The 14679-nt window shown below is 68.8% G+C and carries 14 protein-coding genes; 3 read left to right on the top strand and 11 right to left on the bottom strand.

The window, feature by feature from the left end:
* Nucleotides 1-132 precede the first annotated feature (132 nt).
* Nucleotides 133-1539, top strand: coding sequence for a dihydrolipoyl dehydrogenase (gene lpdA, locus BTZ20_RS04765; RefSeq protein WP_077040575.1), 1407 nt, complete (start codon nucleotides 133-135; stop codon nucleotides 1537-1539).
* 75 nt (nucleotides 1540-1614) lie between these two features.
* On the opposite strand, the gene BTZ20_RS04770 is transcribed toward lpdA, so the two are convergent.
* The gene (locus BTZ20_RS04770; protein ID WP_077040576.1) at nucleotides 1615-2013 is read right to left on the bottom strand and encodes a winged helix-turn-helix transcriptional regulator; all 399 of its coding nucleotides are present in this window, start codon (nucleotides 2011-2013) and stop codon (nucleotides 1615-1617) included.
* 136 nt (nucleotides 2014-2149) lie between these two features.
* Here BTZ20_RS04770 and BTZ20_RS04775 point away from each other — a divergent pair, with 136 nt between their 5' ends.
* Nucleotides 2150-3016, top strand: coding sequence for an SDR family oxidoreductase (locus BTZ20_RS04775; RefSeq protein WP_077040577.1), 867 nt, complete (start codon nucleotides 2150-2152; stop codon nucleotides 3014-3016).
* 43 nt (nucleotides 3017-3059) lie between these two features.
* Here BTZ20_RS04775 and BTZ20_RS04780 read toward each other — a convergent pair whose 3' ends face one another.
* The 10 genes from BTZ20_RS04780 to ramB all read right to left on the bottom strand — a co-directional run bounded on the left by BTZ20_RS04780 (nucleotide 3060) and on the right by ramB (nucleotide 13704).
* Nucleotides 3060-4676, bottom strand: coding sequence for an MFS transporter (locus BTZ20_RS04780; RefSeq protein ID WP_077040578.1), 1617 nt, complete (start codon nucleotides 4674-4676; stop codon nucleotides 3060-3062).
* A gap of 166 nt (nucleotides 4677-4842) precedes the next feature.
* Nucleotides 4843-5382: a carboxymuconolactone decarboxylase family protein gene (locus BTZ20_RS04785; RefSeq protein WP_077040579.1), complete on the bottom strand. Its 540-nt coding sequence runs from the start codon at nucleotides 5380-5382 to the stop codon at nucleotides 4843-4845.
* Nucleotides 5379-6260, bottom strand: coding sequence for an SDR family NAD(P)-dependent oxidoreductase (locus tag BTZ20_RS04790; RefSeq protein ID WP_077043485.1), 882 nt, complete (start codon nucleotides 6258-6260; stop codon nucleotides 5379-5381). The genes BTZ20_RS04785 and BTZ20_RS04790 overlap by 4 nt, the downstream gene beginning before the upstream one ends.
* Nucleotides 6261-6423: 163 nt before the next feature.
* Entirely contained in the window at nucleotides 6424-7134 is a 711-nt protein-coding gene (locus BTZ20_RS04795) for a GntR family transcriptional regulator (protein WP_077040580.1), read from the bottom strand.
* Between the two features lie 2 nt (nucleotides 7135-7136).
* Complete coding sequence (gene urtE / locus BTZ20_RS04800; RefSeq protein ID WP_077040581.1) at nucleotides 7137-7844, bottom strand: urea ABC transporter ATP-binding subunit UrtE; 708 nt, start codon at nucleotides 7842-7844, stop codon at nucleotides 7137-7139.
* Nucleotides 7837-8658, bottom strand: coding sequence for an urea ABC transporter ATP-binding protein UrtD (gene urtD, locus BTZ20_RS04805; protein ID WP_077040582.1), 822 nt, complete (start codon nucleotides 8656-8658; stop codon nucleotides 7837-7839). The genes urtE and urtD overlap by 8 nt, the downstream gene beginning before the upstream one ends.
* Nucleotides 8655-9755, bottom strand: a complete 1101-nt coding sequence (gene urtC, locus BTZ20_RS04810; RefSeq protein ID WP_077040583.1) for an urea ABC transporter permease subunit UrtC — start codon at nucleotides 9753-9755, stop codon at nucleotides 8655-8657. The genes urtD and urtC overlap by 4 nt, the downstream gene beginning before the upstream one ends.
* Nucleotides 9752-10636: an urea ABC transporter permease subunit UrtB gene (urtB, locus tag BTZ20_RS04815; protein ID WP_077040584.1), complete on the bottom strand. Its 885-nt coding sequence runs from the start codon at nucleotides 10634-10636 to the stop codon at nucleotides 9752-9754. Before urtB ends, urtC begins: the two co-directional genes overlap by 4 nt.
* 48 nt (nucleotides 10637-10684) lie before the next feature.
* A complete protein-coding gene (gene urtA, locus BTZ20_RS04820; protein WP_077040585.1) occupies nucleotides 10685-11959 on the bottom strand; it encodes an urea ABC transporter substrate-binding protein in 1275 nt (424 codons plus the stop codon).
* 332 nt (nucleotides 11960-12291) lie between these two features.
* The gene (ramB, locus tag BTZ20_RS04825; protein WP_077040586.1) at nucleotides 12292-13704 is read right to left on the bottom strand and encodes an acetate metabolism transcriptional regulator RamB; all 1413 of its coding nucleotides are present in this window, start codon (nucleotides 13702-13704) and stop codon (nucleotides 12292-12294) included.
* Between the two features lie 114 nt (nucleotides 13705-13818).
* On the opposite strand from ramB, the gene BTZ20_RS04830 reads away from it, so the two are divergent.
* A complete protein-coding gene (locus tag BTZ20_RS04830; RefSeq protein WP_077040587.1) occupies nucleotides 13819-14496 on the top strand; it encodes a hypothetical protein in 678 nt (225 codons plus the stop codon).
* The last annotated feature ends 183 nt before the right edge of the window (nucleotides 14497-14679 follow it).

Here is a 14679-nt window from a genome sequence, read left to right on the forward strand (position 1 = left end):
GTCAGGTCGCTAGCCACAGCGCCGCGTGAATCCGCAGGCAGGGCCGATCTCAGGGGGATTCTCGGCCGGCTACCGATGGGTAACCAGACCATGGCGGGACAGCGAATCGCCGCGGGTCTACCCTGAGCAATCGTGACCTCACACTATGACGTCGTTGTTCTCGGGGCCGGTCCCGGTGGGTACGTCGCTGCTATCCGCGCGGCACAACTCGGACTGAAAACCGCCATCATCGAAGAGAAGTACTGGGGCGGTGTCTGCCTGAACGTGGGCTGCATCCCCTCCAAGGCGCTGCTCCGCAACGCGGAACTCGCCCATATCTTCCACAACGAGGCCAAGACCTTTGGCATCTCGGGAGATGTGAGCTTCGACTTCGGGGCCGCCTTCACGCGGAGCCGCTCGGTCGCGGACGGCCGCGTCAAGGGCGTGCACTTCCTGATGAAGAAGAACAAGATCACCGAGTATGACGGTCGCGGCACCTTCACCGACGCCAAGACCATCTCGGTGGCCAAGTCCGACGGGACCACCGAGACCGTCACGTTCGACAACGTCATCATCGCGACCGGCACCACCACCCGGATGCTGCCCGGCACCGCCGTCAGCGCGAACGTGGTGACCTACGAGGAGCAGATCCTCACCAGCGAGCTGCCCGGCTCGATCCTCATCGTCGGCGCAGGCGCGATCGGCATGGAGTTCGCCTACGTCCTACACAACTACGGCGTGAAGGTGACGATCGTCGAGTTCCTCGACCGCGCACTGCCGATGGAAGACGCGGACGTCTCCAAGGAGATCGCGAAGCGCTACAAGAAGTACGGCATCGAGATCAAGACCTCGACCGGCGTGCAGTCGGTCACCGACAACGGCGCGGCTGGCGTCACCGTCACCATGGCCAAGAACGGCAGCGACGAGGTCGAGACCGTCGTCGTGGACAAGGTGCTGCAGGCGATCGGCTTCGCGCCGAACGTCACCGGCTACGGCCTCGAGAGCACCGGTGTCGCGCTCACCGACCGCGGCGCCATCGCCATCGACGAGCGGATGCGCACCAACGTGCCCGGCATCTACGCCATCGGTGACGTCACCGCGAAGCTGCAGCTCGCCCACGTCGCCGAGGCGCAGGGTGTGGTCGCGGCCGAGACGATCGGCAACGCCGAGACCCTCGAGCTGGGCGACTACCGGATGATGCCGCGCGCCACGTTCTGTCAGCCGCAGGTGGCCAGCTTCGGGCTCACCGAGGAGCAGGCCAAGGCGGAGGGGTACGACATCAAGGTCGCGACCTTCCCGTTCACCGCCAACGGCAAGGCCCACGGCCTGGCCGACCCGAACGGCTTCGTCAAGCTCATCGCCGACACGAAGTACGGCGAGCTGCTCGGCGGCCACCTGATCGGTCCGGACGTGTCCGAGCTTCTGCCCGAGCTGACCCTCGCCCAGAAGTGGGACCTGACGGTCAACGAGCTCGCGCGCAACGTGCACACGCACCCGACGCTGAGCGAGGCCCTTCAGGAGGCCATCCACGGCCTCGCGGGACACATGATCAACTTCTGACCCCAGCTCCGACCCAGAGGGGGGGCGTCCGGCCGTGTGCCGGACGCCCCCTCTGTCGTTTCGGCCGGAGCCGCGTCAGCGGGCGTCGTAGTGCGCCTGCGCCTCGGTGATCGTCGGCATCCGGGTTTCGACCAGGTGGATCAGGCTGGTCAGCTGCGCCGCGACCTCGGCGCCGAGGTCGGTGAGGCTGTACTCGACCTTCGGGGGAATGGTCCCGAGCACCTCGCGGAGCACCAGGCCGTCCCGCTCGAGCGCCTGCAGCGTCTGGGAGAGCATCCGCTCGCTGACCCCGTCCACGCGTCGCCGCAACGCGCTGAACCGGAACGGGCCCTCGGCCAGGGCCGCAAGGGCGAGCGTGCCCCACCGTCCGGTGATGTCCTGGAGAACCGGGCGCGAGGTGCAGCCACGGGCGAACACGTCGGATTCCAGGCTCGGGTCCGCGTCGGCAGGGCGCGGCAGGTCGGGGGCGGTCATGGACGCCAGGTTACTACCCGCCGATACCGCAGCGCTAACACTAAGGGTTGCACTTACGGAAAATAAGTGCATGATGGACGCAGACGGTTTGTTTGAAGCGTCAACTCAACTGACTCGCGACACCCAGGAGTGCACAATGACCATCGCCATCACCGGTGCCACCGGACACCTCGGCCGCCTCGTCGTCGATTCCCTGCTGGCGCGCGGAGCCGACGCTGGCGACCTGGTCGCCGTGGTCCGCGACCCGGCCAAGGCCGCCGACCTCGCGGCGAAGGGCGTGCAGGTGCGCGCGGCCGACTACACGGACCGGGCGGCACTCGAGAGCGCTCTCGCCGGTGTCGACAAGCTGCTGCTGATCTCGAGCAGCGAGGTCGGTCAGCGGCTACCGCAGCACACCAACGTCATCGAGGCGGCCAAGACCGCGGGCGTTGCGTTCATCGCATACACCTCCGTGCTCGACGCCGCGGACAGCGCGCTGACCCTGGCGCAGGAGCACAAGGCCACCGAGGAGGTCCTGGCCGCCTCGGGCATCGAGCACGCACTCCTCCGCAACGGCTGGTACTGGGAGAACTACACCACCGACCTCGCGGGCACGATCGAGCGCGGGGTGCTTGCCGGAGCCGCGGGCGACGGCCGGGTCGCGGCCGCCGCCAGGGCCGACTACGCCGAGGCCGCGGCCGTCGTGCTGCTCGCGGACGGCCAGGCAGGCAAGGTGTACGAACTCGGCGGCGACCAACGGCTGACGTACAGCGAACTGGCGCAGCAGATCTCGGAGGTCGTGGGCGCGAAGGTCGAGTACCAGGACCTCACACAGGAGCAGTACCAGTCGGTGCTCGAGGGCGCCGGGCTGCCCGCCCCGGTCGCGGCGATGCTCGCGGACTCCGACACCGGCGTGAAGACGGGTGCGCTCGAGACCACCAGCGGCGACTTGCAGGCACTGATCGGCCGCTCGTCCACCCCGGTCGCCGAGGTGCTGAGGCGCTCCGCGCCCGTGCGCGGTTGACGAGTCCCTGCACTCGTCAACCGCGCACAGGCGGCGCAGCCGCCTAGTGCATCCCGACCGGTGCCTCGTCGGGCAGATCGCCCTTCTTCGCGCGGACCAGCACGACCACCAGCGGAGTGATCACCGCGATCAGCGCCGCGGCCCAGCCGAAGACGTGCGCGTAGCCGGAGACCTCCGCGGTGAACGCGTACTCCTTGAGCGAGCCGATGAACTCCTGCACCGGTGCGGGCAGCGCCGCCAGTTCCTCCGCGGTCGGCGGCACGGCCGTGGCCAGGTCCGCCGGGATCGCGCTCGCGGGTAGGCCCGCGGGCGCGGTCGGGGCGGCATTGGCGGCACTCCACGCGGACTTCGCGGAGACGTAGATCGTGGTGAACAGCGCGGTGCCGAGCGCACCGCCGATCTGGATGGTGGCGTTCGCCAGCGCGCTCGCCGCCCCGGCGTCGTGATCCTTGACGCCGATCAGCGACAGGTTCTGCATCGGCACCATCAGCAGGCCGAGGCCGAACCCGAAGGTCGCCAGGCCCGGGAAGACGTGTGTCCAGTACGAGGTCTCCACCCCGATCTGCGTCAGCAGCGTCAGCCCGATCGCGGCGATCAGGGGCCCGGCGATCATCAGCGGCTTCGGGCCGATCTTGGTGCTCAGGTTGGCCGAGATGCCCGCGGCCATCACGATGAAGATCGCCATCGGCAGCGAGCCGAAGCCGGCGGCCACCGGGCTGAAGCCGAGCACGATCTGGAGGTAGAAGGTCAGGTACAGGGTGCCGCCGAGCAGCGCGGAGCCCACCAGCATCGAGCCGATGAACGCGGCGCCGCGGTCGCGGTGCCACGGCACCGACAGCGGCAGCAACGGGTTCGTGGAGCGCTTCTCCACCAGCACGAAGGCCGCAAGCGCGACCAACCCGAGGCCGATGAACCCGACGGTCTGCGTGGAGGCCCAGCCGTGCTTCTCCGCCTGGGTGAAGCCGTAGACCAGGGAGCCGAGGCCGATCGCGATGAGCACGGTGCCGGGGATGTCGTAGCTGGTGTCGCCGTGCGCCTTGGTCTCCCGGACGATCGGCGCGGTGACGGCGATCGCGAAGATCGCTACGGGGATGTTCACCAGCAGGCACCAGCGCCAGTCGACGTACTGGGTGAGGAAGCCGCCGAGCAGCAGGCCGATGGCGGCGCCGCCGCCGGAGATCGCGCCGAACACGGCGAAGGCCTTGGCGCGTTCCTTCTCGCCGATGAAGGTGGTGGTGAGGATGGCCAGCGCGGCCGGGGCGAGCAGCGCCGCGAACACGCCCTGCAGGGCGCGGGCGGTGAACAGCTGCATGCCGCTCTGGGCGAAACCGCCGATCGCGGATGCGATCGCGAAGCCGGCCATGCCGACCATGAACGAGCGCTTGCGCCCCCAGTAGTCGGCGACGCGGCCGCCGAGCAGCAGCAGCGCGCCGAACGCGAGCGCGTACGCCGTGACCACCCACTGGCGGTCGGAGTCGCTGATGCCCAGCTCGACCTGGGCGTCGGGCAGCGCGATCGAGACGATGGTGCCGTCGAGGACCACGGTGAGCTGCGCGAGCGCGACGATGCACAGCACCAGCCAGCGCCGTTCGTGGTTCGGGTTCTCGGTTATCGCGGATCCCGCGACATCGTCGTCGAGGTCTCGTGTGCCAGTGGACATGCTGAATTCCCGCCGTCAGGAGGCACGGACTCGCGTCTCGGCCCAAGAGGCCGGACGCTACCGACGGACGCAACCGACGGTCAATGAAAACGGCTGGTCGGGTTGTCATCGTCACATCGGGGCCGTCCGGGCTTGCCGTGGGCGCGCGCGTGTGAGCACAGCGGGGCTACCGGCGGAAGGTGTCCCGGTCGACTCGCAGGGTGCTGATGACCGTGGCCAGCATGTCGTACCGCTCGACCAGCAACACGAACTCGATCATTCCGCGCTCGTCGAAGTGCCCGGCCAGCGCGGACCAGGTGTCGTCGTCGAGGTCCTTGGTCTCGATCAGCGCGTCCACCGCGCTCAGGATCGCCCGGTGCCGCTCGCTCCAGCCCGGGGCCGACGGTCCGGCCAGCACCCGCTCGAGCAACTCGGGGGTCACCCCCGCCCGGCGCCCGAGCCTGATGTGGTGGTCCATCTCGTACTCGGACTCCCGCAGGTGCGCGACTCGCAGGATGATCAGCTCGGTCTCGTGCCGGGAGATCCGGCCGCCGGGCAACAGCCCGGAGTAGAAGTGCAGCCAGCCGCGGAAGGTCCCCTTGGTGCGGCCGAGGGTGCTGAACAGCTGTGCGTCGCTTGTGCCCCCGCCGACCGACAGCCCGCGCCACAGCACCCAGTTGATCGGGCCCAGCTCGCGCAGCCGGCCCGGGGTGATCCGCGGGCTCACCGGGCGCTGTCCGAGAGACGGAGCGGCAGCTCGGGTTGCGCGGTGGTGTACCTGGTGTGCTCGGTCCGCGCGATGGCCAGCGCCTGCGCCATGTGCGGCTGCGGCCGGAGCTCGACGATGCGCTGCGCCGCCATCCGGCAATGCAGCAGCCCGCCGACCCAGCCCGGTGCGTAGATCCGCTTGCGGCGCCGCGCGATTCCCTTCTCGAAGGCCGTGATCGCGACCTCGAGCGGGGACATCGCGGTGAACATCCCCGACCACTTGATCTTGTCCGCGGCGGCCGTGTCGAAGCCGATCGAGATCATGTCCGTGTCGATCTCACCCAGGTACCCGACGCCGACGCGGGTGCCGAGGTGGCGCATCTCCACCCGCAGCGTGTTGCCGAGCGCCTCCGCCGCGGCCGCCGTCGCGCTGTACGCCCCGAGCAGGGGGAGCTGCGCCCCGACGGCCCCGGAGGTGATGATCAGCGCGTACCCGTCGCGGTGTCCGATGTGTTCGCCCGCGGCGCGCAGGGTGTAGTAGGTGCCCATCAGGTTGACGTCGACGATGCGCCGCATGACGGCCGGGTCGCCGCCGAGCATCGGCAGCTGTGCCCCGACACCGGCGTTGGCGATCACCACGTCGAGCCCGCCCAGTTCGCCGACGATCCCGGCAACGGCCGTGTCGACCTGGGTGTGGTCGCGCACGTCGCAGTAGCGCCATGGCGCGTTCCCGCATGCCGTCGCCACCTGCTCGAGCAGCTCACGCTCGAGTCCCAGCAGGCCGACCTTCGCGCCATGGGCGTGCAGCCGCTTGGCGAGGGCGGCCCCGATGCTCCTGGCCGCGCCGGTGATCAGGACGCGGCGCCCAGCCAGCCCCTCCTCGAGACTTCTTGCCATCGCGTTCCACACCCTCTGTGTCCTTACTCAACGGTAGTAAAAACGCTACACCGGACGTCGCCGCGAGCGGCGCACATTCGTGGTCCGGCCGGTCCCGCCGAGTGTGCAGGTATCGGGGCATCGCCAGGGAGCGGGCGACGCCAGGTGCACGCCCGGCGGACGGCTACTCGCGGATCGCGCGGGCCATCGCGGAGCTGGCCACCGCCTGGCCGGTGCGCTCGACGACCAGGTCCCTGGACCGGATCAGGTGCAGGTGCAGTTCCCCGGCCGCGGGCCCCAGGTCGCCGGCGAGCAGGCCGCGCACGATCTTCAGGTGCGAGTCGATGGTGGCGCGGACGCGGTCCGGGGTCCACGGGTCCAGCCGGCGCACCGGGCGTAACTTGCTGTGCACCGAGTCGAGCGCCTCGCTCAGTGCCGTATTGCCCGAGGCCCGCAGCAGCGCTGTGTGGAAGGCCTCGTCGCTCGCGATGAAGTCCGGGCCCGGCGCAGGCGGCTCCGCCCGCATCCGGATCCAGCGCTCGAGCTCGGCGCGCAGGATGTCGTGCGCGTGTTCGAGCCTGCGGTCCTCGATGACCCGGTCGATGCCCCTCAGCTCCACGGTCATCCGGAGCTCGTACAGCCCGTGCAGGTCCTCGAACCTCGGGCGGTACGGGAACAGCCCGCCGTCCTCGCGGGCGACGAGCTCCTCTGACAGCAACCGGGCCAGGGCCTCCCGCACGGGGGTGCGGGAGACGCCGTACAGCTCGGCGAGGCGTTCCTCGCCCAGCCGGTCGAGCGGGCTGAACCGCCCGCAGACCAGGTCATCGCGGAGCGCCCGGTACACCTGCTCTCCCAGGTGTGAATGTTCCTGACGCGCCCGCGATCTCGGGGCCATGGTCAGATGGCCATCGCCGCGCGGACAGCGGACTCCGCGCCGGGCGAACGGACGCCGCGGCCGCCTTCGCCGGTCGAGGTGATCCGTCCGGATTCGAGCACGTGGTAGCTCTGCGCCGCCTGCAGGGCGAAGCCGATGTGCTGTTCGACCAGCAGCACGCCGAGACCGCCGCGGCCGGTGAGTTCGACGATGGTGCTCTCGATCTCGGCGACCACGGACGGCTGGATGCCCTCGGTCGGCTCGTCCAGGATGAGCATCCGCGGCTCGGTGATCAGGGCGCGGGCGATCGCGAGCTGCTGGCGCTGGCCGCCGGAGAGCAGCCCGGCCCGCCGGGTGAGCAGGCCCTTGAGGGCGGGGAACAGGTCGAGCGATTCGTCGATCAGGGCCCGTCCCCGCTTGCGACCGTCGGCCACGACCTGCAGGTTCTCCGCCGTGGTGAGCTGCCCGAAGGACTGCTGTCCCTGCGGCACATAGGCCAGGCCGCGGGCCACCCTGGCGCTGGGGCGCAGCTTGCTGACGTCCTCGCCGTCGAAGAGCACCTGGCCCGAGCTGATCTTCAGTAGCCCGACCGCGGCCCGGAGCAGCGTGGTCTTGCCCGCCCCGTTGTGTCCCATCACCGCGGCCACCCCGTCTGCGGGCACCTCGACGGTCACGCCGTGAACGACCTCGGTGCGACCGTAGCCGGCGCGAACATCCCTCAGCTCAAGCATTCTCGGTCTCCTTCGTGGCGGTGGACTCGGGCTCGGCGGCGGAGGCGGTGCCGAGGTAGACCTGCTGCACCTTCGGGTCGGCCTGGACCTGCTCCACCGTGCCCTCGGCGAGGACCTTGCCGGCGTGCAGCACGGTGACGGAGGTGGCGAACGCACGCATGAAGTCCATGTCGTGCTCGACGACGACGACCGTTCGCTCACCGCCGATGCGCCGCAACAGGTTTCCGGTCTCCTCGCGTTCGTCGTGGCTCATGCCCGCGACGGGTTCGTCGAGCAGCAGCACGTCGGCGTTCTGCACAAGCAGCATGCCGATCTCGAGCCACTGCTTCTGCCCGTGCGCGAGGATGCCCGCCGGCTTGTCACGCAGGTGGCCGAGGCCGGTGATCTCGAGTGCCTCCTCGATCCGCGGGCTGACGGAGCCGCGGCGGCGGAGCAGCGTCAGGGCCGAGCGGCCCGCGCCCGCCGCGATGTCGAGGTTCTGCAGGACGCTGAGCTGCTCGAAAACGCTTGCCGTCTGGAAGGTTCGGCCGACGCCGAGCCGGGCGATCTTGTGCACCTTCTTGCCGATCAGTTCCACACCGGATTTGGCGACCGAGCCGGTGGCGGGCACCAGGCCGGTGATCGCGTCGACCAGGGTGGTCTTGCCCGCTCCGTTGGGGCCGATGAGGAAGCGCAGGTCTCCCTGCATCAGGGTCAGGTCCACCCCGTCCACGGCGGTGAACCCGTCGAACGTCACCCGCAGGTCCCGGACCTCGAGGTACTGGCTGGACATGCCGGCGTTGCCGCCGAACACGGGAGCTGTCGCGTTGGTCATCGGGCCACCTCGAGTTCGGGAAGGGCATCGGGGGTCTCGTCACGGGGGGCGTCCGCGCGCGGTTTGCGGCGCCGGATCAGCTCGATCAGTCCGGCGACGCCCGCGGGGAAGAAGCCGACAACCACGATGAACAGCAGGCCTTGGGCGTAGATCCAGCCCGAGGGGAAGTTCTCGGACAGGGTGGACTGCGCCCACGCGACGCCGATGGCGCCGAGCACCGGACCGAGCAGGGTGGCGCGGCCGCCGATCGCGACGCCGATGAGGAACGCGATCGAGGGGACGATGCCGACGTCGGCGGGGGAGATGATGCCGACGATGGGGACGAACAGGGCCCCGGCGATACCGGCGAAGAAGGCCGCGACCACGTACGCGACGACCTTGATGTTCGCCGGGTCGTAGCCGAGGAACCGGACCCGCTCCTCCTGGTCCCTGACCGCGACCAGCAGTTCGCCGTAGCGGCTGTACATCAGCTGCCGGGTCAGCGCGACGACCAGGAGCAGCACCCCGGCGGCGATGAAGAACAGCATCCGCTTGTTGGCTGGGTCGTTGAGGTTGAAGCCGAAGAAGGTGCGGAACCTGTTGAGCCCGTTGCTGCCTCCGATCGATTGCTGGCCGACCAGCAGAATCGCGAAGGCGGCGGCGAGCGCCTGCGACAGGATGGCGAAGTAGGCGCCCTTGACCCGGCGCTTGAACACGCCAAGGCCGAGCACGAAGGCGACCAGTGCGGGCACCACGAGGATGGCGAGGACGGTCACCAGCGGCGAGGTGAACGGCGTCCAGTAGCCGGGCAGCTCGCTGATCCCGGCGATCTGCATGAAGTCGGGCACGTCGTTGCCCTTGAGCTCGGCGTCCGCGATCTTGAGGTGCATGGCCATCATGTAGGCGCCGAGCCCGAAGAAGACGCCCTGGCCGAGGGTGAGCATTCCGCCCCGGCCCCAGGCCAATCCGATCCCGACGGCGACGATGGCGAAGCAGAGGAACTTGCCGAGCAGGTTCAGCCGGAAGTCGCTGAGCACCGCCGGTGCGAGGCCGAACAGCACGAGGGCGGCGAGACCGAATCCGGCCAGCGGCCGCCAGCGGGTGAGCATGCCGGTCATACGAGACTCCTTGTCTTCACGGCGAACAGGCCCTGCGGGCGCACCTGGAGGAAGACGACGATGATCACGAACAGGATGACCTTCGCGATCGAGGCGGTCGTCGAGTACTCGATGTAGGAGTTGAGGATGCCGAGGGCGAACGCCGCGATCACCGCGCCCTTGATCTGTCCGAGGCCGCCGACCACCACCACCAGGAACGCGTCGATGAGGTAGTACTGGCCGACCGTGGAGCTGGTCGAGCCGATCAGGGTCAACGCCACACCGGCGACGCCCGCCAGGCCCGAGCCGATGAAGAAGGTGGTGATATCGGTTCTGCGGCTGGATATCCCGCTGGTCTCGGCGAGGTCGCGGTTCTGCACGACGGCCCGGATCCGCCGCCCCATCGGGGTGGTCTTGACCGCGACGGACAACACCGCAACGCAGACGATGGCGAGCACAAGGATGAAGATGCGGGTCTTCGGGACGACGGCACCGAGGATGTCGACGCCGCCGGACAACCACTCAGGGGCGACCACGTTGACGGCGGGTGCCCCGAAGATGTCGCGGGCGAGCTGCTGCAGGATCAGGCCAACGCCGAACGTCACCAGCAGGGTGTCGAGCGGGCGGTGGTACATCCGTTGCACGAGGGTCACCTCGAGCAGCACCCCCATGGCCCCTCCGACGAAGAAGCCGACGAGCAGAGAGATCAGCAGGGACGACCCCGCCGTCGAGAACACCTGTTGCACAACGTAGGCGGTGTACGACCCGGCCATGATGAATTCACCGTGGGCCATGTTGATGACGCCCATCTGGCCAAAGGTCAGCGACAGTCCCAGCGCTGCCAGCAGCAGGATCGACCCGATACTCAGGCCGGTGAACAACTGTCCGATCACGACATCCATGTCGAATGCCCGTCCTCTCTACTCTCTGTCGTCGGCTACTCGGGTCGGCTACTTGCTGGCCAGGCTCTCGGCCCAGGAGTAGCTGGTCAGGTACGGGTCGGGCTCGATCGGGCTGCCCGAGTCCCAGACGGTGTAGATGAGGCCGTCGGGCCGGATCTCTCCGATGCGGGCGGTCTTGGTGATGTGGTGGTTGTCGCCGTCGATCGTCACGAGACCCTCGGGCGCGTTGAAAGTGACTCCGTCAGCGGCGTTCTGGATGTCCTCGACGGCGAAGGAGTTGGCCTTCTCCGCAGTGTTCTTCCACAGGTAGACGGAGGTGTAGGCGGCCTCCATCGGGTCCGAGGTGGGCTTGGTGGCGCCGTACTTGGCCTTGTAGGCGTCGACGAACTTCTTGTTCTCCGGGCTGTCGATGGTCTGGTAGTAATTCCAGGCGGTGAGCTGGCCCGCGATGTTCTGCGCACCGATGCCTGCCACCTCCTCCTCGGCGATGGAGACCGAGACGACGGGCATGTCGGCGGCCTTGAGGCCGGCGTTGGTGTACTCGCGGAAGAAGGCGACGTTGGAGTCGCCGTTGAGCGTGTTGAACACGGCGTCGGCGTCCGCGGACCGGACCTTGTTGACGATGGTGGAGAAGTCGGTGGAGCCGAGCGGCGTGTAGTCCTCGCCCTTGATCTCGATGCCGTTGGCGGCGGCGTAGGCCTTGATCTCGCGGTTCGCGGTCTGCGGGAACACGTAGTCGCTACCGACCAGGTAGAGCGACTTCACGCCCTTTTCCTTCAGATAGTCCAGGGCCGGGATGATCTGCTGGTTTGTGGTGGCGCCGGTGTAGAAGATGTTCTTCGAGTCCTCGAGGCCCTCGTACTGGACGGGGTAGTAGAGGAGCGAGTTCTTGTCCTCGAACACCGGCAGCATGGCCTTGCGGCTCGAGGAGGTCCAGCCTCCGAAAACCGCTGCGACACAGTCGCTGCTGATCAGCTTCTCGGCCTTCTCCGCGAAGATCGTCGGCTCGGAGGCGCCGTCCTCGGCAACGATCTCGATCTTCTTGCCCAGCACGCCACCGGAGTTGTTGATCTCCTCGACGGCGAGCGCGATGGAGTCACGGACGGTGACCTCCGAGATCGCCATGGTGCCGGACAGTGAGTTCAGCGAGCCGACCTTGATGGTGTCACCGGAGGTGTTCACACAGGATTCGGCGGTGCCGGACGCGGCGGTCTCGTCGCCTGCCTTGCTGCCACACGCGCTGAGCACCAGGCCGACCGCGGCCAGGGCCGCCGGGGCAACGAGGGCGCGCTTGGAGATCGTGGTCCTACGAGAAACGGACATGTACAGCCTTTCCTTCGTCGGGGAGGCGGCCGCCGGACAGCGCGCGCCGCACACCGAACACGCCCTGTATCCGCGATGCGTATACAGGGCTGTATTCGTGTGAGCGCAGACGATATGGGCGCGTTGTTGCGCCTGAATGTCACTGCGTGACTTGTTTGTGTCCCGGATTACCGGCAGGTGAACAGGTCTGCCCGAGCAGCGGTTTCGTCGGCTCGGTCCGTCGCCGAGTGTGCAGTTTCGGGGGCATCGGTCGAGTGCGGCGTCGACAACTGCACACTCGGCGGGCGGCGCCGGTGAGGGTGGGCCATTGTGACGGTGGGTGGGGCGGGGAGTCAGCGGATGAGGTACGGCGACACCGAGCTGCGGTGCTCGTTGATGTCGAGTTCCTTGCCGAGCGGGGGGAAGGCGCGCTGCGGGCAGTTCATCCGCTCGCACACCCGGCAACCGGCGCCGATCGGGGTGGCGGCCGCCTGGTTGTCCAGGTCGAGGCCGTCCGCGTAGACGGTGCGGTGCGCGTGCCGGAGCTCGCAGCCGAGGCCGATGGCAAAGGTCTTGCCCGGCTGGCCGTATCGGGCCGCCCTGCGCTCGACGGTCCGCGCCACCCACAGGTAGCTGCGGCCGTCCGGCATCTGCGCGATCTGGGTCATGATCTTGCCGGGGTATCCGAACGTCTCGTACACATTCCACAGCGGGCAGGTGCCGCCGCTGGAGGAGAAATGGAAGCCGGTGGCGGACTGCCGCTTCGACATGTTGCCCGCCCGGTCGACGCGAACGAAGGAGAACGGCACGCCGCGGAGCTTCGGGCGCTGCAGGGTGGAGAGTCGATGGCAGATGGTCTCGTAGCTCTGGGAGAAGAAGGCGGACAACCGCTCGATGTCGTAGCGGAACTCCTCGGCGATGTCGTGGAACTGCGTGTACGGCAGCACGGTTGCCGCGGCGAAGTAGTTGGCCAACCCCAGGATGGCGAGCGACCGGGACGACTCCGAGGTGAAGTTGCCCTCGTCGACCATCTTGTTCAGCAGATCCCCGCACTCGAGATAGGCCAGCTCGGCGGCGAACTTGAACACCTTCTGCCCGCCGGACAGATGCGGGGAGATCTCCAGCACGCGGGACTCGGGGTCGTAGCGGTGCAGCACACCCTCGCCGAGGTCGATGCGCTGCACGATCTGCACGTCGTGCACGGTCTCGAGCCGCCTGGCGATCTCGCCCGCGACGTCCCCACGGTGGAAACGCATCCGGGAGGTGAGCTCCTCGGCGGCGGTGTCCAGCTCGTGCAGGTAGTTCTGCCGTTGATAGAAGTAGTCCCGCACCTCCTCGTGCGGCATCGTGATCGCCCCGCTACCGCTGCCGTCGCTGTAGCGGTCCTCGGTCGCCGCGGCCAGCTGCGCCGTGGTGTTGCGGTAGCGGCGGTGCATGTTCACGATGGCCTTGGCCAGGCTCGGATGCGCGGACACCATCTCCGCGATCTCCTGGGCATCCGAGTCGATGCCCATCTCCTGGTCGAGCGCGACCTCCCGCAGCTCGGCGATCAGCCGGGTGTCGTCCTGCGAGGAGAAGAAGGTGGTGTCCACCCCGAAGACCTCGGTGATCCGCAGCAGCACGGGCACCGTGAGCGGCCGCACGTCGTGCTCGATCTGGTTGAGGTAGCTCGCCGAGATCTCCAGCGTCTGGGCCAGGGCGGCCTGGCTCATGGCCCGCTCGGTGCGTAGCTGACGCAGTCGCGCGCCGACATAGGTCTTCGCCATTTCTCCAGGTTACGAGGGGTGCCGGGGGTTGGCAACAACGGGTTCGCAGGATTAGCTCCGCGCCAGGGGGCACGCGGGGCAGGAGGCGACGCGGCGCGCTGGGAGACTGGGCCGATGACGAACGACGTGCCCGCAGGCCTCGAGGTCGGGGCGAGCCTGGCCACCGCGATGCTCAGCCCCGTCTCGGGCGGGCTGCTGCGCACGTGGACCGAGGACGGGACCAGGCTGTGGAGCGTCGACGACCCGGACGGTCTCAGCGACCTGCTGGGGCGCGGGCTGATCGCTCGTACCTCCGTGCCGGACGACCGCTTCCGTGAGACGGTCCTCCTCGACGCAGAGGCGGGCACCCTGCTGGTGCAGGGTCGGTCCACCGGATCCGCCGAGGACGCTCAGACGCGGGCGTTCCGGCTGGGCGACCCCGTCCGCCCCGAGCGCAACCCCTGGACCGACCTCGATCACTTCCTGGCCGCCGCGGCGGCGTCCGCCGTCGCGCGAGGCGAGTACTGGGTGGTGGAGCTCGGCGGCTGGGATGCGCCGTCGGAGCCGTACTGCTTCTTCGGGGTCATCGACGACGCGGGGGAGCGGGTGGCGGTGATCGAGACGGCACCGGTGCCGCGGGACACCGGGGTCTGGCCGGAGGTGCCCGACGACGGCAGGCCAGGGACGTCGGTGTCCTCGCCCGCCTCGGAGGGCACCATCGAGGCCGCGGGGATCTTCGCGGTGACCGCCGTCGAGTCCTGGAGCGTCGCGCCGTGGGACGTGGCGTTGACCTTCGGGCACAGGGCGCCGTAGTCCGCCCCTCCGCTCGGCGACCGCTCGGTCGCATCCACACCCGCTTTTCCTGACCCTCGACCCGCCCGGACGCCGATGCCGCGCGGGTCGTCGCCGTGCGCGGATTCTGTTCTCTACCTTCGGAACTCGCAGTGAAGAGCTGCCCGTCCTCGCGTAGTTCACCGAACGACCCCTCGAGACGCC

The organism is Rhodococcus sp. MTM3W5.2, assembly GCF_001984015.1.
Classification (GTDB): Bacteria; Actinomycetota; Actinomycetes; order Mycobacteriales; family Mycobacteriaceae; genus Rhodococcus_G; species Rhodococcus_G oryzae.

What these genes read in the sequence shown, in the direction of transcription:
- BTZ20_RS04770 (WP_077040576.1), bottom strand. Translation starts at nt 2,013, where the DNA reads ATGACCGCCCCCGACCTGCCGCGCCCTGCCGACGCGGACCCGAGCCTG.
- BTZ20_RS04775 (WP_077040577.1), top strand. Translation starts at nt 2,150, where the DNA reads ATGACCATCGCCATCACCGGTGCCACCGGACACCTCGGCCGCCTCGTC.
- BTZ20_RS04780 (WP_077040578.1), bottom strand. Translation starts at nt 4,676, where the DNA reads ATGTCCACTGGCACACGAGACCTCGACGACGATGTCGCGGGATCCGCG.
- BTZ20_RS04790 (WP_077043485.1), bottom strand. Translation starts at nt 6,260, where the DNA reads ATGGCAAGAAGTCTCGAGGAGGGGCTGGCTGGGCGCCGCGTCCTGATC.
- BTZ20_RS04795 (WP_077040580.1), bottom strand. Translation starts at nt 7,134, where the DNA reads ATGGCCCCGAGATCGCGGGCGCGTCAGGAACATTCACACCTGGGAGAG.
- urtE (WP_077040581.1), bottom strand. Translation starts at nt 7,844, where the DNA reads ATGCTTGAGCTGAGGGATGTTCGCGCCGGCTACGGTCGCACCGAGGTC.
- urtD (WP_077040582.1), bottom strand. Translation starts at nt 8,658, where the DNA reads ATGACCAACGCGACAGCTCCCGTGTTCGGCGGCAACGCCGGCATGTCC.
- urtC (WP_077040583.1), bottom strand. Translation starts at nt 9,755, where the DNA reads ATGACCGGCATGCTCACCCGCTGGCGGCCGCTGGCCGGATTCGGTCTC.
- urtB (WP_077040584.1), bottom strand. Translation starts at nt 10,636, where the DNA reads ATGGATGTCGTGATCGGACAGTTGTTCACCGGCCTGAGTATCGGGTCG.
- urtA (WP_077040585.1), bottom strand. Translation starts at nt 11,959, where the DNA reads ATGTCCGTTTCTCGTAGGACCACGATCTCCAAGCGCGCCCTCGTTGCC.
- ramB (WP_077040586.1), bottom strand. Translation starts at nt 13,704, where the DNA reads ATGGCGAAGACCTATGTCGGCGCGCGACTGCGTCAGCTACGCACCGAG.
- BTZ20_RS04830 (WP_077040587.1), top strand. Translation starts at nt 13,819, where the DNA reads ATGACGAACGACGTGCCCGCAGGCCTCGAGGTCGGGGCGAGCCTGGCC.